General features: G+C 33.0%; 20 protein-coding genes and 1 pseudogene. 4 read left to right on the top strand and 17 right to left on the bottom strand.

Features of this window, described 5'->3' with window-relative positions; translation table 11 throughout:
- Positions 1–66: 66 nt before the first annotated feature.
- The 15 genes from flgE to infA form a co-directional block, all read right to left on the bottom strand.
- The gene (gene flgE / locus CAMP5060_RS02550) at positions 67–2463 is read right to left on the bottom strand and encodes a flagellar hook protein FlgE (RefSeq protein ID WP_337217843.1); all 2397 of its coding nucleotides are present in this window, start codon (positions 2461–2463) and stop codon (positions 67–69) included.
- Positions 2464–2684: 221 nt separating this feature from the next.
- Positions 2685–3311 (bottom strand): bifunctional phosphoribosyl-AMP cyclohydrolase/phosphoribosyl-ATP diphosphatase HisIE, encoded by a 627-nt coding sequence (gene hisIE / locus CAMP5060_RS02545; RefSeq protein ID WP_337217842.1) that lies wholly within the window; start codon positions 3309–3311, stop codon positions 2685–2687.
- An 11-nt stretch (positions 3312–3322) separates the two neighbouring features.
- Positions 3323–4090 (bottom strand): imidazole glycerol phosphate synthase subunit HisF, encoded by a 768-nt coding sequence (gene hisF / locus CAMP5060_RS02540; RefSeq protein WP_263667426.1) that lies wholly within the window; start codon positions 4088–4090, stop codon positions 3323–3325.
- Entirely contained in the window at positions 4072–4806 is a 735-nt protein-coding gene (gene hisA / locus CAMP5060_RS02535; protein ID WP_337217841.1) for a 1-(5-phosphoribosyl)-5-[(5-phosphoribosylamino)methylideneamino]imidazole-4-carboxamide isomerase, read from the bottom strand. Before hisA ends, hisF begins: the two co-directional genes overlap by 19 nt.
- Positions 4807–4812: 6 nt before the next feature.
- The gene (gene hisH / locus CAMP5060_RS02530; RefSeq protein WP_337217840.1) at positions 4813–5394 is read right to left on the bottom strand and encodes an imidazole glycerol phosphate synthase subunit HisH; all 582 of its coding nucleotides are present in this window, start codon (positions 5392–5394) and stop codon (positions 4813–4815) included.
- The gene (hisB, locus tag CAMP5060_RS02525; RefSeq protein ID WP_214100123.1) at positions 5391–6458 is read right to left on the bottom strand and encodes a bifunctional histidinol-phosphatase/imidazoleglycerol-phosphate dehydratase HisB; all 1068 of its coding nucleotides are present in this window, start codon (positions 6456–6458) and stop codon (positions 5391–5393) included. Before hisB ends, hisH begins: the two co-directional genes overlap by 4 nt.
- Complete coding sequence (hisD, locus tag CAMP5060_RS02520) at positions 6455–7735, bottom strand: histidinol dehydrogenase (RefSeq protein WP_337217839.1); 1281 nt, start codon at positions 7733–7735, stop codon at positions 6455–6457. The genes hisB and hisD overlap by 4 nt, the downstream gene beginning before the upstream one ends.
- Before the next feature lie 9 nt (positions 7736–7744).
- Complete coding sequence (gene hisG / locus CAMP5060_RS02515) at positions 7745–8644, bottom strand: ATP phosphoribosyltransferase (protein WP_214100125.1); 900 nt, start codon at positions 8642–8644, stop codon at positions 7745–7747.
- Positions 8645–8760: 116 nt separating this feature from the next.
- On the bottom strand, positions 8761–9114 hold the full coding sequence (rplQ, locus tag CAMP5060_RS02510) for a 50S ribosomal protein L17 (protein WP_012660847.1): 354 nt from the start codon (positions 9112–9114) through the stop codon (positions 8761–8763).
- A 3-nt stretch (positions 9115–9117) separates the two neighbouring features.
- The gene (locus tag CAMP5060_RS02505; RefSeq protein ID WP_039627711.1) at positions 9118–10131 is read right to left on the bottom strand and encodes a DNA-directed RNA polymerase subunit alpha; all 1014 of its coding nucleotides are present in this window, start codon (positions 10129–10131) and stop codon (positions 9118–9120) included.
- Positions 10132–10145: 14 nt separating this feature from the next.
- Positions 10146–10772, bottom strand: coding sequence for a 30S ribosomal protein S4 (rpsD, locus tag CAMP5060_RS02500; RefSeq protein ID WP_039617184.1), 627 nt, complete (start codon positions 10770–10772; stop codon positions 10146–10148).
- Between the two features lie 30 nt (positions 10773–10802).
- A complete protein-coding gene (rpsK, locus tag CAMP5060_RS02495; RefSeq protein ID WP_012660844.1) occupies positions 10803–11195 on the bottom strand; it encodes a 30S ribosomal protein S11 in 393 nt (130 codons plus the stop codon).
- Positions 11196–11204: 9 nt separating this feature from the next.
- Positions 11205–11570, bottom strand: coding sequence for a 30S ribosomal protein S13 (gene rpsM, locus CAMP5060_RS02490; RefSeq protein WP_012660843.1), 366 nt, complete (start codon positions 11568–11570; stop codon positions 11205–11207).
- A 3-nt stretch (positions 11571–11573) separates the two neighbouring features.
- Positions 11574–11687: a 50S ribosomal protein L36 gene (gene rpmJ, locus CAMP5060_RS02485; RefSeq protein ID WP_002781429.1), complete on the bottom strand. Its 114-nt coding sequence runs from the start codon at positions 11685–11687 to the stop codon at positions 11574–11576.
- A gap of 173 nt (positions 11688–11860) precedes the next feature.
- A complete protein-coding gene (infA, locus tag CAMP5060_RS02480) occupies positions 11861–12079 on the bottom strand; it encodes a translation initiation factor IF-1 (protein WP_012660842.1) in 219 nt (72 codons plus the stop codon).
- 136 nt (positions 12080–12215) lie between these two features.
- Here infA and CAMP5060_RS02475 point away from each other — a divergent pair, with 136 nt between their 5' ends.
- The 4 genes and pseudogenes from CAMP5060_RS02475 (at position 12216) to CAMP5060_RS08280 (ending at position 16269) form a co-directional block, all read left to right on the top strand.
- Positions 12216–13505, top strand: coding sequence for an MFS transporter (locus tag CAMP5060_RS02475; protein ID WP_214100126.1), 1290 nt, complete (start codon positions 12216–12218; stop codon positions 13503–13505).
- Between the two features lie 54 nt (positions 13506–13559).
- Positions 13560–14483 (top strand): cytochrome-c peroxidase, encoded by a 924-nt coding sequence (locus CAMP5060_RS02470; protein ID WP_337217856.1) that lies wholly within the window; start codon positions 13560–13562, stop codon positions 14481–14483.
- Positions 14467–15144 (top strand): annotated as a pseudogene (locus CAMP5060_RS08285) (DAHL domain-containing protein); the annotation flags it as partial. The gene CAMP5060_RS02470 and the pseudogene CAMP5060_RS08285, both read left to right, overlap by 17 nt.
- 477 nt (positions 15145–15621) lie before the next feature.
- Positions 15622–16269 carry a methyl-accepting chemotaxis protein gene (locus CAMP5060_RS08280; protein WP_410689932.1) on the top strand — a complete coding sequence of 216 codons (648 nt, stop codon included), beginning with the start codon at positions 15622–15624 and terminating at the stop codon, positions 16267–16269.
- 16 nt (positions 16270–16285) lie between these two features.
- Here CAMP5060_RS08280 and map read toward each other — a convergent pair whose 3' ends face one another.
- Both map and CAMP5060_RS02455 read right to left on the bottom strand, forming a co-directional pair.
- The gene (map, locus tag CAMP5060_RS02460; RefSeq protein ID WP_214100129.1) at positions 16286–17041 is read right to left on the bottom strand and encodes a type I methionyl aminopeptidase; all 756 of its coding nucleotides are present in this window, start codon (positions 17039–17041) and stop codon (positions 16286–16288) included.
- Between the two features lie 90 nt (positions 17042–17131).
- Positions 17132–18499 carry an L-serine ammonia-lyase gene (locus CAMP5060_RS02455; RefSeq protein WP_087700806.1) on the bottom strand — a complete coding sequence of 456 codons (1368 nt, stop codon included), beginning with the start codon at positions 18497–18499 and terminating at the stop codon, positions 17132–17134.
- Positions 18500–18503: the final 4 nt, after the last annotated feature.

The raw sequence follows: 18503 nt of genomic DNA, 5'->3' as shown, positions 1-18503 counted from the left end.
ATTACAAGGCTACCTCGATAACCTTGTAAAGCTTGATCCCAAGGTTTTTAAAACCTTGGGTTATAATTATTGTTTTAATTGAAGCAAAGTATTTAAAAGCTGATCACTTGTAGTAATCGTTTTTGAGTTTGCTTGATAACCTCTTTGGATTACAATAAGCTCAGTTAATGCACGACTTAAATCCACGTTTGACATTTCTATAGCTGAGCCTTTTAAGCCCCCTCTACCACCTTCACCAGCATGGCCTATAGTAGGACTACCTGAGTTAGCAGTTGCTTTGAAAAGGTTATTACCCATTTCTTCAAGACCCATATTATTTGGAAAAGTAGCTAGAGCAACCTTAGCTAGAGCTAGAGTTTTACCATTTGTAAATTCTCCATAGATATAACCATTCTCATCAGTTCTTAATGCATCTGGCTTTAAGTTACCACCTGTGTAACCATCAGTTTCTTGTTTAGTGGTAGCTGAGTCTTTATCATAGCTTGTTAAACCATCAAAACCACCTGTTGTACCAAAGTCAAGTTTTATAACTTGATCTGGTTTTGAGCCGTTATTTCCGGTGAAATTTAATACATTTGGCGTATAGCTTTGAAGTGATCCATCATTACCAAATCTTAAATTTCCTACTACTATATTTCCTGGAGCTCCATCACCACTGAAGTTAATCTCTGCAGGCTCAGGCACTGAGATGATGATAGACCATTCAGCCCCACCATCTGCTGTTTTAGTCTGCTTAGTAAATTGTACAGTTAACTCATGTCTAGTTCCTAATGAGTCAAAGATTTCTATACTAGCAGTATGCGCTGAAAGATACATGTCTTGAGAGTATTTTTCATTATTACCTGCATTGAAATTTCCATCTAGCGCACTAAACATCGCTGTGAATTTATCATTTGTAGCGATTTTATTAGTTTCATTAGAATAACCTGTAACTTTAAAAGTCATATCCTTAGCACCTTCTTGAGCTGGATTAACTATCTTAAATCTACCATCACTCTCCACTGTCACAGCAACACCGGTATTAGCATCATCTCCTCTAGGTTCTATTGTTCCATCACCATCATAATCCACTGCCCATCTAGCATCCCTTTGCAAAAGCTCCCTTAAATCTTCTGTAGTATGAAAAACTCTTTGTCCTGTAGGACTTGGAAAATTTTCTTGACCAGCAGTAGCAGTTGGATTTGGATTAGCACCTATGTCCACACTATTTGAACTATAAATATACTCGTGTGCTGTTACTACATTAATAGGTTGCGCTGCTCCTCCTATTAAATCTGTTCCAGGTTGAACTGGAAAAGGATTAACATTGCTATCTGCTCCAGTTCTAATAGATTGTCCAGCAGTATTAGCAGCCCCTAGTGTAATGTTTATATTTTTAGATTTTGCCGTTGTTCCTGTGCTATTATCATTAGTAAAAGTCATCTTACCATCTACTATAGAAGCTACTACACCAGTTTCTGCTGTCTTAGCATTGATAGCATTTATAAAAGTGTCCTTACCAACACCTGTAGCATTTATATGCACACCATTTATAGTTATATCTAAAACTGCTGGCTGTTGAGTTCCATTAGCATCTGTAAATCCCCAAAAAGTATATTCCGTATCCGGTTGAAAATTAGCTTGCTCAGTAGGTAAATCAGTATTAAAAGTGTTTCCACTAGTCCACTTAGCATCAGCATAACTTACCCATATACCTTGTCCGTCTCTTAAATTCAAGCCTTCACCCTGAGCATTAAACACCACACCCATGTCTACACCTTTTTCGGTTACTTGGGCTCCACTTTTTGAAGTAGTGTAAAACTCAGTATGCCCCGTATCATTTTCATCTATAGGTTTACCTATATCATCTCTTTTACCATGAGTTGAATCTAGTGCATAAATAGGACGCTTAGCAGAAGCATTCATACCTAAAGTATTACCACTATCTAAATTCGCTGTAAGTTTTACTGAAGTACTTGGTCTAGCAGGCATACTCATACCAGGTGGGATCACTATATCGCCCACTGAAGTTGAAGAGTCAATTTGTCCTGTTTCTTGATTATAATTCCAACCTTGAACGGTGTAGCCGTTATTATCTACGAAATTTCCTACTGCGTCTGTTTTAAAGTCCCCTGCACGAGTAAAAAACTGTGTTGTGCCACCATCATTTGAAACGATGAAAAATCCATCCCCATTAATAGCCATATCGGTGTTTTTGTCTGTAGTTTGGATATTACCTTGAGAGTGAATTCTAGTAGTAGAATTTACACCCGCACCAAGTCCAACTTGCATAGGGTTTTTACCACCTAGGTTGCCATCTGGAGCTGTAGCTATCTTAGAAGTTTGGCTCATAAGCGTTGAGAAATCCGCACGAGAATACTTAAAACCAAATGTATTAACATTGGCTATGTTGTTACCTTCTACATCCATTGCGTATTGATGCGCTTGGAGTCCTGAAACCCCAGCCCAAAGAGATCTCATCATAATTAAATCCTTTAAAAAATATTGCTTTGTGAATATCTCACAATCTTCTATTGCTTAGCAGATATAAAGCAATAAGTGTTCCAAAATACAAGTAAAATGAAATAAAAAAGTAAAAAATAAATCAAAATTAGATTTTAATGTGTAAAGTTTTTTAAAAATTACTCGATATAGTTAGTGAATCTTTTCAAAAATATTGCTTAATTAAGCGTGAGAAATCACGCTTAACTTTTATTTCTTTCTTTTAATTTAGCAATCACATCGTTTAAACTCAAATCCGCATCAGCTAATAACACTTCTAAATGATAAAGCAAATCAGCAGCTTCATTTATAAGCTCATCTTTGTCTTTAATAGTAGCAGCCAAAGCGGTTTCAACGCCTTCTTCGCCTACCTTTTGTGCTATGCGTTTAGTGCCTTTTGAAAAAAGTTCAGCCGTGTAAGAAGAACTTGCGCAAGTGTTTTTACGTGAATTAATCAGTCTTTCAAGACGCGATAAAAACACAAAATCAGCTTTTTTAGAAAGCGTTTCAAAACAAGAAGTATCGCCTGTATGACAAGTAGCACCTTGAGCTTTTACAAGGATTAAAATACAATCTCTATCACAATCAAGCCCCATATCTATGATATGTAAAAAATTTCCACTTTGCTCACCTTTCATCCACAAACGCTCTTTAGTGCGTGAGTAAAATACAACCTTTTGGTGCTTAAAACTCTCTCTTAGAGCTTGTTCATTCATAAAACCTTGCATTAAAACTTCACAAGAATGATAATCTTGTATGATCACAGGAACAAGGTTATTAACCTTTTGCCAGTTAATGCTTTTTATAAATTCTTCTTCATTTATCTTCATAGCTTTTCCTTTTAAATACGAATTTGTATGCCTTGATCTTTTAAAAATAGTTTTAATTCTTTAATATCTATAAGTTTTTTATGAAACACAGAAGCTGCCAAAGCTCCATCAACACCAAATTTAAAAGCGTCTAAAAAATGCTCTTTAGCTCCTGCGCCACCGCTTGCTACTAAAGGCACAGGACAAATTTGTCTAACTTTAGCAAGTTGATCAAGATCATAACCCTTTCTCATGCCATCTTGATTCATCATATTTAGCACGATTTCACCCGCTCCTAACTCGCATACTTGCTTTACCCATTCTAGTGTTTTTTTACCACTATGATGAGATTTGCTCTCATCTCCGGTGTATTTATAGACTAAAAGCTCATTATTTTCATCTTTAAAAGTATCTATGCCTACGACTACACATTGTACTCCAAAGTTTTTTGCAAGGCGTGAGATCAAATCAGGGTCATTTAAAGCAGGGGAATTAATAGAAATTTTATCAGCACCATTTGCTAAAAGCTCTTTTGCATCATCTTCACTTTTTATGCCCCCTGCAACACAAAATGGTATAGAGATATTTTGTGCTACTTTGCTTACCCAAGTTCTATCAATGCGCTCATTTTTAACTGAAGCTGTTATATCATAAAATACAAGCTCATCAATGCCATTTTGTGAGTAAAATTTAGCAAGCTCGATGATATCGCCCATATCTTCATGGTTTTTAAACTGCACCCCTTTAACTACTCTACCATCTTTTACATCTAAACATGCGATTATGCGTTTTGCAAGCATTCTTGAGCCTCCTTTATGCTAAATTCTTTATCAAGCAAGGCTTTACCTACGATGATACCACTTACTATGCCATTTAACTTTTTAAAATCTTCTAAGCTTGCCACGCCTCCACTTGCTTGGGTTTGCAAATGTGGGAATTTCTCATGTAAAGCTTTATATAAAGTGATATTTGCTCCACTCATCGTGCCATCTTTAGAAATATCTGTGCATAAGATATGTTTTACATCTTTATAAAAATTTAAAAGCTCAAATAATTTTTCATCGCTTGTTTTACTCCATGCATCAACAGCCACAAAAAACTCATCTTTAATACAAATACTATCAAGTGCTAAGACTATATTTTCTACGCCAAATTCATTTAAAAGCTCTTGTGTAAAGGCTTTGTTTTTAACCGCTAAAGAGCCTATAACTACGCGTTTAACACCGCTATCAAACAAAGCTTTAACCTCATCTTTAGTGCGAATTCCTCCACCTACTTGAAGATTTACTCTAATTTTTGAAGCTAGCTTTTCTATGAGTTTTAGTTGTCTTTTACTAGGATCTTTTGCACCACTTAAATCCACCAAATGAAGCCAAGCAATGCCTTGAGCCTCATACTCTTGAAATTTAGCTAAAGGATCAAAGCTGTATTCTTGCTTTTTAGTATAATCTCCTTTATAAAGCCTTACTACTTTGCCATCTATTAAGTCTAATGCTGGAATGATTTGAGTTTGCATTTTTACCTACATATTTATGAAATTTTTTAATAATACTTCACCCGCTTCACCACTTCTTTCAGGGTGAAACTGCACACCATAAAAATTATCTTTATTTAAACTTGCACTAAATTTGGTAGAATACTCACACTCTGCGATGGTGTATTCATTTAAACTCACACAATAACTATGCACAAAATAAAAATAAGCTCCATCCAAGCCTTTAAAAAGCTCATGAAAGCTAAAGACTTGATTCCACCCCATATGTGGGAAAGTAAAATTTGCTTTTTCTTGGAATTTTTGTGTCTCAAAAGGCATAATACCAAGTGTTTTTTGGTGTAATTCTTCTGAAAATTTACCCAAAATTTGCATACCAAGACAAATGCCTAAAAGTGGTTTTGTGGTAGTTTGGATAAAATTTTCTAAACTAAGTGCTTGTAGATTAGCCATTGCTTTAGCTGCGGTGCCAACCCCAGGAAGCAAAAGCTTATCTGCTTGCGAGAGTTCTTTTAAATCATGCGTGATGATACTTTTTTGTCCTAAACGCTCGAGTGCAAAAGCAAGTGAAGCTAAATTCGCACAACCTGTATCTATAATAGCTAGTTTCATATCACTCCTTTTGAGCTTGCTAGGTTTTCATTTTCTATTTTTATAGCCATTTTTAAAGCTCTTGCAAAAGCTTTAAAAAGTCCTTCGGCTTTGTGATGATCGTTTTTGCCTTTAACTTTTAAATGCAAACTCGCACCCATAGCATAGCTTAGTGAGTAGAAAAAATGCTCTATCATTTCTGTGCTTAATTCTCCAAGTTTTTCTTTTTTAAATTTAGCCTTATAAACTAAATGCGGTCTATTGCAAAAGTCAATCGCACAACTTGCCAAGCACTCATCCATAGGCAAAACAAAGCCATATCTTGCAATGCCTATTTTTTGATCAAGTGCATTTTTAATAGCCTCACCCAAAGCAAGCGCGACATCTTCTATGCTGTGATGTTCATCAACTTCTAAATCCCCTTTGCATTTTATCTCTAAAGATATATTCGCATGCGTAGCAATTTGCTCTAACATATGATCAAAAAATGCGATATTTGTTTTTATATTAGCTTTTGCTTTTTCATTAAAAGCTATTTTAACTTGAATTTGAGTTTCTTTGGTATTACGCTCTATACAGGCACTGCGGTAATTTTGCAAGATAAAATCAGCGATTTGTTCCCAGTTAAAATCATTTTTATCATATTTTAAACCTTGAATTTCAAGATTTTGTGCCAAAAGCATATCGCTGTCTCTATCGCCTATAACAAAACTTTTATTTTTATCATAAAGTTTATTTTTGATATAGTTTTCAAGCATGGCAGTTTTTGGCTTCCTACAGGCACAATTTTCATGCTCAAAATGTGGGCATATAAAGATATCTTCAAATTCTATACCACAACTTTGAAAAACACTTAGCATTTTTTCATGAGCCTTGTCAAAATTTTCCTTAGGAAAAGAATTTGTGCCTAGGCCGTCTTGATTACTCACCATAACAAATTTAAAACCAAAATTTTTTAACTTTAAAAGTGCATTGATGGCACCTTTTTCAAACTCAAGCTTTTCTAAAGAGTCAATTTGAAAATCATCTTTTGGTTCATCAATGAGCGTGCCATCTCTATCGATAAATAAAATTTTTGCACTCATTTTAGACTTTCTAATCTTAAATTCACGGCATTTTTATGCCCATCAAGCCCTTCAGCTGCTGCTAAAATTTCCACCACAGGCCCAAGTTTTTTAAAGCCTTCTTTGCTAAGTTCTTGCACGGTCATTCTTTTCATAAAATCAGCAAGTCCTAAAGAAGAATAAGACTTGGTAAAACCATAAGTTGGCAATACATGATTTGTCCCACTTGCATAATCTCCCATGGATTCTGGAGAATACTCACCTAAAAATACTGAACCTGCATGCATAATATCATCAAGTAAGCTAGATGGATTTTGTGTATGAATGATCAAATGCTCGGGTGCATAGTCATTTGAAATACTTATGGCATGTTTTATATCTTTCGCAAGAATGATTTTAGAGTGTGCTAAAGATTTTGAAGCAATTTCTTTACGCGAGAGTTTTTCAAGCTGTAAAGCAACTTCACTATCTACTTCTTTGGCTAATTTTTCACTTGTACAAACTAAAATCGCTTGAGAATCTGCTCCATGCTCAGCTTGTGAGAGTAAATCTGAAGCTATAAATTTAGCATTAGCAAACTCATCTGCTAAAACTAACACTTCAGAAGGCCCTGCTTGCATATCAATAGCTACTCCATGATTATTAACTTGCTTTTTGGCTTCAGTTACAAAGGCATTTCCTGGACCAAAAATTTTATCTACTTTTTGCACACTTTGCGTTCCATAAGCAAGTGCTGCTATGGCTCCTGCTCCACCTATTTGATACACTGCATCAACTTCACAAAGTTTTGCTACAAAAGCAATAGCAGGGTGCAGTGGTGCTGGGGAAGCTAAGGCTATGAATTTACATTTTGCAATTTTAGCAGGGATAGCTAGCATAAGTGCGGTTGAAAAAAGTGGTGCTAAGCCTCCTGGTATATAAAGCCCTACTTTTTCAATGGCTCTTGTTAGCACTTTGCAAGTTACCCCTTCAAAGGTTTGAACCTCTATGGTTTGACTTTCTTGAGCTTTGTGGAATTTATAGATATTTTCATAAGCTATTTTAATAGCTTGTTTTAACTCATCATCAATTTGCTCTGCTAAACCGCTAAGCTCTTCATCGCTTAGTTTTATAGAATTTAACTCTACTTTATCAAATTTTATGGCCATTTGTTTTAAAGCTGCATCGTCATTTATTTTGACATCTTCAATGATTTGTTCTACTATGGTTTTAACCTGTACATTAGCACTCATAGCAGGACGCTTGAGTGCTAATTCTTGTTCGCTTTGGTTTAATTTTTCAAAATCCAGTATTTGCATGTTTATCCTTTAAGAGAGCATTTTTTCAATAGGTAAAACTAAAATCGCGCTTGCACCTTCTTTTTTTAAAGCTTCCATAGTTTCCCAAAATAAATTTTCTTGACTTACCATATGTAGCGCCACTCTAGCTTTATCATTTTCTAAAGGTAAAATCGTAGGTTTTTCAACACCTGGTAACAAGGCTGTAATTTTTTCTAGCTTTTCAATAGGAGCATGCAACATGATGTATTTTGACTCTCTTGCTTGCATAACTCCATGAATTCTAATGAGTAATTTATCGATTAATTCTTGTTTGTGTGAAGCTAAACTTTCTTTTCTTTGGATAATACAAGCTTTTGACTTATAAATTACCATAACTTCTTTAAGTCCATTTGCTTTTAAAGTAGCTCCACTTGAAACCAAATCACAAATTCCATCGGCTAAATTTGCACTTGGTGCTACTTCAACTGAGCCTGTTAACATACAAGTTTTATAAGGAATATTATTTTCTTCCATAAAACGCTTTAAAAGCTGTGGATAAGAAGTTGCTATACGTAAATTTTTAAAACTTTCTATACCTTTATACTCGCTAGTTTCTGGCAATGCTAAAGACAAACGACATCCACCAAAATCAAGCTTTTTAAGCATGATAAAATCTGCATTTTCGTTTTTTGATTTTCTTTCTAACTCATTTTCTTCTAAAACATTTTCCCCAACTATGCCAAGATCTACTACCCCATCAAAAATTAATCCTGGTATATCATCATCTCTTACTCTAAGTAGATCAATAGGTAAATTTGTAGAAAAAGCAATTAAACTTTGATCGTGTATGCGAAGTTTTACACCTATAGACTCAAGCAAGGCAATAGAATCTTTGCTTAAACGACCTGATTTTTGTATAGCTATGCGTAATCTTGAATTTTCTTGCATTTTTTTCCTTTTTTGTAGTTAAAAGATTAATAGTAGCAAAAAATGGATAAAAATACAAAAAATAGTAAGTAAATAAATAAAAATAAGAAGTTTTTAGCCTTTAAAAAGGCTAAAAATTAAGCTACGAATTCGATGAAAGCCATTTCTGCAGCATCACCACGGCGAATTCTTGTTTTAATAATTCTTGTATAACCACCGTTTCTATCTGCAAATTTAGGTGCGATTTCCGTTACAAGTTTATTTGTAGCTTCTTTATCTTGTAAGCTAGCAAAAACTGCTCTGTGAGCATTGAAATCACCTTTTCTTGCACGAGTGATCAATCTTTCAACATAACCTCTTAATTCTTTTGCTTTAGGTAATGTTGTTTCTATCTTACCTGCTTTAATAATAGCAATAGTAAGGTTTTTTAATAAGGCTGCACGATGAGTAGAAGTGCGACCTAACTTTCTATATCCATGTCTATGTCTCATTGATTATCCTTCATTTTGTGCTTTTAATTCTGTAATTTTTTTCTTTAGCGTTTCTTTTGCACTATCACTGAGTTTTGAATTTCCTATAGGGAAACCTATAGATTCCATTACGCTTTTAATCTCATCTAAAGATTTTTTACCAAGATTTTTTAAATCTGCAAGTTCGCTAACACTCATTAAAGCAAGCTCGCCGATATAAACTACATTTGCTTTTTCTAAGCAGTTAAAACTTCTTGCACTTAAATTTAACTCAGTTATATTTTGAAGTAATTTTACATGTTCTACTTCATTATTTGGTGTTTGACTTCTTACAACGCTTTGTGCATTAGTGATTTTATCAAACACTGATAATTGTTTATACATTGCTTCTAAAGCATTTTTAAAAGCATCACTTGGTGAAATTTGACCATCGGTTGTGATTGTAAAAACAACTTTTTCATAATCTGGATTATCTTCAAAAAGCACTTTTTCTATATCATAAACCGCATGTTTTACCGGAGTAAAGAATGCATCAAGTGCTATAAATTCAGGATCTAAGAAATTTTGAATTTCTTCAGAAGGCACATAACCTATACCTTTTTCAATAATTAAAGTAAATTCTAAATCTGCATCTTCATTAATCGTTGCAAGATAGCTATCTGCATTCACAACTTCAACAACTTCATTGTCTAAGTCTTTTCCGCAAATTTCTTTTGGTCCTTTAAAACTAAAAGTTACGATTTCTTTTTCAGAATCTGTTTTTAGTTTAAATCTTAATTTTTTTAGATTGATAATAAACAATGCTACATCTTCAAGCATACCACGCATACTATCAAATTCATGTGCTACGCCTTTGATTTTAACTCCTGTTGGAGCAAAACCTACTGTGCTTGAATAAAGCAAACGACGCAAAGGATGCGCCAAAGTAATAGCATAGCCGATTTCAAAAGGCCATGCACTTACTTTTGCTACTGTATCACTGATATTTTCAATACTAAACTCTGTTGGTGTATAAGCAGAAGTTGTAATATGTCTCATATCAAAAACCTTTATTATTTAGAGTACAACTCAACGATATATCTTTCCTCAACTGGAATGATAACTTCTTCTCTTTCAGGTTTTCTTGTAAAAATTCCAAATCTTTTATCTTTTTCTACATCAACCCAAGCAACTATACCAGTTTGAGCAGTAAGCTCGATCGCTCTTGAAATTTGAGGATTGTTTTTGCTTTTTTCAATCACTTCAATTTTTTGACCTGCTTCTACTCTATAACTAGGAATATCCACTCTTTTACCATTTACTAAAATATGTCCATGAGTTACAAGTTGTCTAGCAAAACGACGTGTTGTGGCAAAACCCATTCTATAAACAACATTATCTAGTCTTTGTTCTAAAAGCTGAATTAAAAGTGCACCGGTGTTGCCATCTTTTCTAGCAGCTTCACTAAATAATCTTCTAAATTGTTTTTCGCTAACCCCGTACATAAATTTAGCTTTTTGCTTTTCTCTTAATTGAAGTCCGTATTCGCTAATTTTAGCTTTTCTTTGTCCATGCTGACCTGGTGCGTAAGGGCGTTTATCTAAAGCACTTTTACCTGCTAATCTTCTTTCGCCTTTCATTGCCAAGCTTACGCCAAGTCGTCTTTCTAATTTCTCTACTGGTCCTCTATATCTTGCCATTATAATTCTCCTAAATCTTATATCTTATTCTTAGACACGACGACGTTTTGGTGGTCTACAACCATTATGAGCTAATGGGGTAATATCTTTTAAGAAAGTTACTTTAATACCTTCCATAGCACCTACACTCTTAACCGCTGTCTCACGACCACTTCCTGGTCCTTGTACTTTAATACCTACTTCTTTAATACCATGTTCTTTTGCTTTATTTAAAGCATCCTCTACTGCTTGTTGTGCTGCATAAGGAGTTGATTTTTTAGAACCTTTAAATCCTAAACCACCTGCACTACTCCAAGCAATAGCATTTCCCATTTCATCAGTTACAGTAACCATAGTATTATTAAATGTTGCACTGATATAAACTATACCTTTAGCTATATTTTTTTTAACTACTTTTTTCTTAACTACTTTTCTTTTTGCCATTTTCTATCCTTATGATTTTGCACCAACGGTTTTTCTCTTACCTTTTCTAGTTCTGGCATTTGTTTTAGTTTTTTGACCACGAACTGGTAAGCCTTTTCTATGTCTTAAGCCTCTAAAGCTTCCTAGATCCATCAATGCTTTGATATCCATAGCAACTTGTTTTCTAAGATCACCCTCAACCATATAATTTTCTTGAATTTCTTTACGGATAGCTGCTGCTTCATCTTCACTTAGCTCATGAACTCTTTTATCATAAGAAATTCCTGTTTTATCTAAGATTTTTCTTGAAGTATGTAAACCTATACCATAAATATAAGTCAAGCCATATTCAATTCTTTTTTTCTTTGGTAAATCCACACCTGCAATACGAGCCATAAATTATCCTTGTCTTTGTTTGTGTTTTGGATTTTCGCAAATAATGCGAACTACGCCTTTACGACGAACTACTTTGCATTTGTCACACATCTTTTTAACAGATGGTCTAACTTTCATGCTTTACTCCTGTTATTGTAAATTCCACTTTTTTACAACTGCACCAGGTTTTTAGAGCAACCAACTATTTTCAAAATAAGTGGTGATTTTGAAAATACTTCTTCATACAGTTTTATTGCAATTTCTGCAAAAGTGCTAATTATACTTTACTTTTGCTTTTAAACAACTTAGACTTATTTGTATCTAAATGTAATACGACCCTTATCTAGACTATAAGGCGTTAGCTCTACTTTAACTCTATCGCCAGGCATAATCCTAATATAATGCATACGCATCTTACCTGCAATATGACAAAGTATCACATGTTTATTATCTAATTCAACTTTAAAAGTTGCATTAGGTAAAGCTTCGATTACATTACCATCGATTTCGATAATATCATCTTTTGCCAATGCATTCTCCTTTCTATTAAAATACAAAACTATTATTTTAACACAATTTTTCTTTTTAAATTTTTAATATTTTTTGACAAACTATGATATTTTTTTACTATAATTATAAAATTACTACAAAAAAGAAAGTATTTAAATGCCAAAAAGTTTAAAAAGAAGTGATTATAAAACTCTTTCCTTATCTTCTTTAGGTGGAGCTTTAGAATTTTATGACTTTGTGATTTTTGTCTTTTTTGCTAATTATATTTCAAGAAATTTTTTTCCAAGTGATATGAGTGATTTTTGGAAACTTTTAAATACTTATGGAGCTTTTGCAGCAGGATATTTAGCTAGACCACTTGGTGGTATAGTTATGGCTCATTTTGGCGATAAATTTGGTCGTAAGAAAATGTTTATGCTAAGTATATTGCTCATGGTGCTTCCAACTTTTTCTTTAGCTTTTATACCTACTTTTGAAAACATAGGTTATTTGGCTCCTATTTTTTTACTACTTGTTAGAATAGCTCAAGGTATAGCTATAGGAGGGGAATTGCCTGGTGCTTGGGTATTTGTGAAAGAGCACGCACCTGATGGTAAAGATAGTTTTTATATTAGCGCTATTAATGCCTCCATGGCTTTTGGTATCCTTTTAGGATGTTTTGTTGCGCTAGTAATTAACCATTGTTTTGATCAAGAATCAATTTATGATTATGCTTGGCGTATTCCATTTGCTATAGGTGGTATTTTTGGCATTATTTCAATATATCTAAGAAAATTTCTAGAAGAAACACCTGTTTTTCAAAAAATGTACCAAGAAAATAGCTTAGAAAAATTTCCTTTAAAAACATTTTTTAAAGAAAAAAATATTTTTTTAGATATCATCGCCTCTATGCTTTTGACATGGATGCTTACAGCTTGTGTAATCATACTTATTTTGCTTATGCCAAATTTTATACCTGAAGTTTTAGTTCTTGATAAAACAGATGCTATTTTAATACAAATGATTGCAATAGTAATTTTATCTTGCGGAACCTTGCTTGCTGGAATTTGGGTAGATAAATTTGGTTTTTTAACCACTAGTTTGATTTTTACAATAGGTTTTAGTCTTTCTTGCTTTTTTTATTTTTATTTTTTCTATGCACAAATTTTACATTTGAGTATATATTTTTATTTTATAGCATGTTTTTTTGGTGGTATTAATGCTTTAGCACCTATTTTAATGTGTAAAATTTTTAAACCAAACATTCGTTTTAGCGGAATTTCTTTTTCTTATAATATAGCTTATGCTATAGCAGGTGGCTTTACACCTCAACTTGTATTTGCATTACACTCTTTAGCCATAAAACCTGAAAATCCTTTTGTATATGGAATTTTTATTTATATTTTATTTCTTTCACTAATAACGTTGTTAGCTACTGTGTTTACTTATAAGAGATTAAGATTTTAATGTTATAATTAAGAAAAATTATTAATTAAAAATTTATAAAAATAAAGGAAAATGATTATGAAAATTTTTATTATTTTAATATTTTCTTTACTTCCACTTATTGCACTTGAAATGATCACACCTATACCAGAAAGTATATCTTATGATAAAGAAAAAGCTATCTTAGGAAAAAAACTCTATATGGATACAAGTTTATCAAAAGATAAAAAAATATCTTGTAACAGCTGTCATGATATTGCAAATTTTGGAGTAGATAATAAAACTTTTTCAACAGGTATTAATGGTATAGTAGATGAGCCATTCCATACCCCTACAAATTTTAATGCTGTTTTTAATCTAGCTCAATTTTGGAGAGGTAATGCAAAAGATTTGCAAGATCAAGCTAAACATCCTTTATTAAATCCTAAAGAAATGGGTTTAAAAGATGCAGATGAAGTGGTGCAAATAGTAAAAGCTAACCCAATTTATGAAAAAGAATTTAAAAGACTTTACGGAGAAATAACCTTTGATAATATAACACATGCTTTAGCTGAATTTCAAAAAACCTTACTTACTCCAAATTCACCTTTTGATCGCTATTTAAAGGGTGATAAAAACGCTATAAGTGAGCAAGCAAAAAGAGGTTATAATGCCTTTTTATCAAATGGTTGTATAGCTTGCCATCAAGGACAAAATGTAGGTGGTAATATGTATCAAAAAATGGGAGTATTTGTGCCTTATGATAATGGAACAAACTGGAAAGGGCGCTATGAAATCACTCAAGATCCTCATGATCAATTTGTAGTAAAAGTCCCAAGCCTTAGAAATATAGCTAAAACTGCTCCTTATTTTCACGATGGCTCCATGCCAACACTTGATGCTTGTGTACAATTTATGGCGTATTATCAACTTGGTAAATTTTTAGAGCAAGATGTGGTTGATGATATAGTTGCGTTTTTAAATTCTTTAACAGGAGAATACCATGACCCACTCAAATAAAAAATCTTTTTCTTTTTTAAAACAATTTATTACTTTATCTATAGTGGTTTTGGTGTTACTTTTAACTTTGACTTTGTTTATTTTTAATACCTATAACACTACAAAAAGAAATTCACTCATTATGGGTTCATTTCAGAAATTAGAAATTCTAGATACCAAAATAGATGAGATTTTTAAAAATAAACTCAACTTGCAAAACTATGATACTAGTGTTGCTTTAGTGCAAGAATTTGAAAACACTTTAGCAATCCTGCAATCTAATAAAATAGACATCAAAAAAATACAAACAATTTTTGAGAAAAAAAACACTCAATTACAACATTTCAAATCAGCTAATTCCATTGCTATAAACTCAAAACTATACCTTTATGAAATTCAACAAGAAATCATCAAGCAAACAAGTCAAATAGCACTCAATACTCAAGAAGCTAAACAAATAGATTACACAGGAGATATATTAAGTATTATAGGAACTATGGATATATTAGAGCCTTTATCACAAAATAGACTACAAAATCTTGTCACAAATTTGAATGCAAAAGATTCTCAATTGCCACAAGATTTATTTGAGCTTTTTAGCACACATTGTAAAATGATACTAAGTCAAATAAAAGTTTTAAAAGATAATTCTCAAAGTTTTCTTGACCAAGAACTACAAAAAGAAATTATTGCTCATAAAAATTTAATTGCTCAAGAAATTAATCTTAATAATAAATATAATCTTTACACCGCTATAGGAATTTTCTTATTTATTTTAACTGTGTTGGTATTTTTTATATTACTAACATTAAAAAAAGTAATTATACCTATATCTTTGCTAGAAAAACTAAGTGCAAACTTAGCTGGTGAGCATGCAAATTTAAGTGCAAGATTAAATATTGACAAAAAAAGTGAATTAGCTACAAGCGCTGGTTATATAAACTCTTTTATACAAATAGTACAAAATTCAGTTTTAGAAGCTATACAAACTGCAAATTCAAGCCACAAAAGCTCACAAAAACTTTCTCAAAATGCTGAAGTTTTACAGCAAAGCTCGCTTTTACAACATGAACAAATTTCTAATGTGCACGAGATAAGTTCTGTTTTAGAAAGCCATATAGACTTAACTCAAAACCTAGCTAAAGACACTATAAAAGATATGTATGATATGCAAGAAGTGATGGGAGAAGTTGAAACAACGCTTAAAGAATTAGTAGAGCTTATATTATTAAGTGGTGAAAAAGAACAAAGTGTCTTAAGCGCTATGGATATGCTAGTGCAAAGTGCTGATAGCATAGTAGAGGTTACCACTACTATAAAAGATATAGCAGATCAAACCAACTTACTAGCTTTAAATGCAGCTATTGAAGCAGCGCGTGCAGGAGAACATGGACGTGGCTTTGCTGTTGTTGCTGATGAAGTTAGAAACCTAGCTGATAAAACCACAAAATCCCTAGTTGCTATAGAAACTACCGTAAGAACTATAGTACAACAAATCAATGACAACAAAAGCTTAATGGATGGGATTCATCAGTCCATGAATGATACTTCTAATAAAGCTAATATCTTACAAGGTGAGGTTGGAACGTCTATAGAAAAATTAAAAACAAGTATTCATTCTACTAAAATCATGGAAGAAAAAAGTGATGAATCAAAAGCTAAAATGAATGAGCTAGAACAAAATATAGAAAAAGTAACTGAACTTGCAAATTGTGTTAAAAATTACTCACTTGATTTAACACAAATTTCACAAGATGTTTTAGAAAATGCTTCTAAACTTTCAGAAAAATTAAAAACATTCGAGTAAGAAAGATTAAACTTTCTTACTTAGATAAAATATCTGCTTTACCATTTATAATAGCAACACAATGCTCATAATGAGCCGCATTTAAACCATCTTTACTTCCTGCTTCCCAATTACCTTTTAAATGTATTGGTGTACCATCTTTTTGGCATACCATAGGTTCTATGCAAAATACCATACCATTTTTTATTTTAGGGCCACTTTTTGCACTAGCACCTGGTTCTAAATAATTTGGAATTTCAGGCTCACCGTGAGGTTTTTTACCTATACCATGACCACAATAACCTTTCAAAGGTACAAATCCTCTTTTAGTGATAAACTCGCCAAGCTCATATGAAAGCTCTTTAAAACGCATACCTTCTTTGATAATATCTATAGCATAATACAAAGCATCTTTAGCACAAGCAATTAACGCTTCATCGGTGGCTGAAATTTTACCTATAGGTATAGTCCTTGCTGCGTCTCCATAATATCCATCTATACAAGTACCTACATCAAGCCCTAAAATATCACCTTCTTTTAAAATACGCTCATCACCTACGCCATGAATGCAAGCTTGATTAAGCGAGATGCAAATACTACCTGGAAAACCATACAAACCTTTAAAAGATGGTTTTGCACCATGATCAAGTATAAATTCTTCTGCTTTAATATCAATTTCTTTTAAGCTCATACCTGGAACTATAATACCCTCTAGATAATCAAGCGTTCTAGCTACAAGCTCATTTGCTTTGCGTAGTTTTTCTATTTCTGCTGGTTTTTTGATTTCTATCATTTATATTTTCCTTAAAATTTTTAAAAATTTAGCATTTATGCGCTTTTAAAAGCTTTAAGGAAAAAACCTTAAGTTCTAAAACTTAAGGTTTTAGCATACACTTGTAAGATTGGTAGCTAAGCCACCTAAAGAAGTTTCTTTGTATTTTGAGTTCATATCCTTGCCGGTTTCATACATAGTTTTTATAACCTCATCAAGACTTACTTTTGGAGTTGATTTTCTACTCATTGCCATTCTAGCGGCTGAAATAGCTTTAATCGCTCCAAAAGCATTTCTTTCTATACAAGGAATTTGCACCAAACCACTTACTGGATCACAAGTTAGCCCCAAATGATGCTCCATTGCAATTTCAGCAGCATTACAAGCTATCTTTGCATCAAAACCCATCACAGTAGCCATAGCTCCTGCTGCCATAGAACTTGCACTGCCAATTTCAGCTTGACAGCCAGCTTCAGCACCGCTTATGCTTGCATTTTTCTTATAAAAAGAGCCTATTAACATAGCAGTAAGTAAAAAATTAATAGCTTTTTCATCGTTAAAGCCAACCGTGTGATTTTTAAGATAGAGCATTACAGCAGGCACAACAGCACATGCTCCATTAGTTGGAGCAGTTACCACTCTAGCTCCACTTGCGTTCTCTTCTGCAATAGCAATAGCATATAAAGAAATAAAATCAATAATTCCTAAAGGATCACTTGTCATAGCCAAACGCTCATTTAGTCCTTTCGCACGGCGTTTTAAATGTAAATTTCCTGGAAGGAAATCTGAACTTGGATGAATACCATTATAATAAACCTCTTGCATTACTTCCCAAATTTCTAAACAATAAGCTCTAATTTCTTCTTTGGTGTGAAATTGAAGCTCATATTCATAAGAAAGTTTTGCTAGATCCCATGATTTTTCTTCGCAAATCCTTAAAGCATCGCTTGCATTATTAATATCAAGTTCTAATTTAGTATGTTTTTGCTCACAAGCTCCATCTTTGTGTTTTTGAAGCTCAGCTTCACTCATAACAAAACCACCGCCCACTGAATAATAAATTTCTTCAGCAATGATTTCTCCGTTTTCATCATAAGCGCTTACTCTTAACCCATTTTCATGCAAAGGTAGAAAATCTTTTTCAAAAATCAAATCTTTATCATAATCAAAACTTAATTCTTTTTGAGCATTTAAAACCAAAATTTTATCTTGCAAAATTTTATTAAAAACGCGATCTTGCAAAGCAGCATTGAGTTCTTTTGCTCTTAAGCCACTCAAGCCCCATATAATAGCCTTATCACTTAAATGGCCTTTACCAGTAAGCGATAAAGAGCCATAAAGTTTGATTTGAATTTTTGTAATTTGTGTGATTTTATCTTTGATTTTTTCACAAAACATATTCCCTGCTAACATTGGTCCTAAGGTATGAGAAGAAGAAGGACCAACACCAACTTTAAATATACTTAAATTACTACTCATTCAC

It is taken from the genome of Campylobacter sp. 1569, from assembly GCF_024723675.1.
Lineage (GTDB): Bacteria > Campylobacterota > Campylobacteria > Campylobacterales > Campylobacteraceae > Campylobacter_D > Campylobacter_D jejuni_C.
The sequence above is the reverse complement of the archived record's forward strand: the minus strand, read 5'-3'. Positions and strand labels throughout refer to the sequence as shown.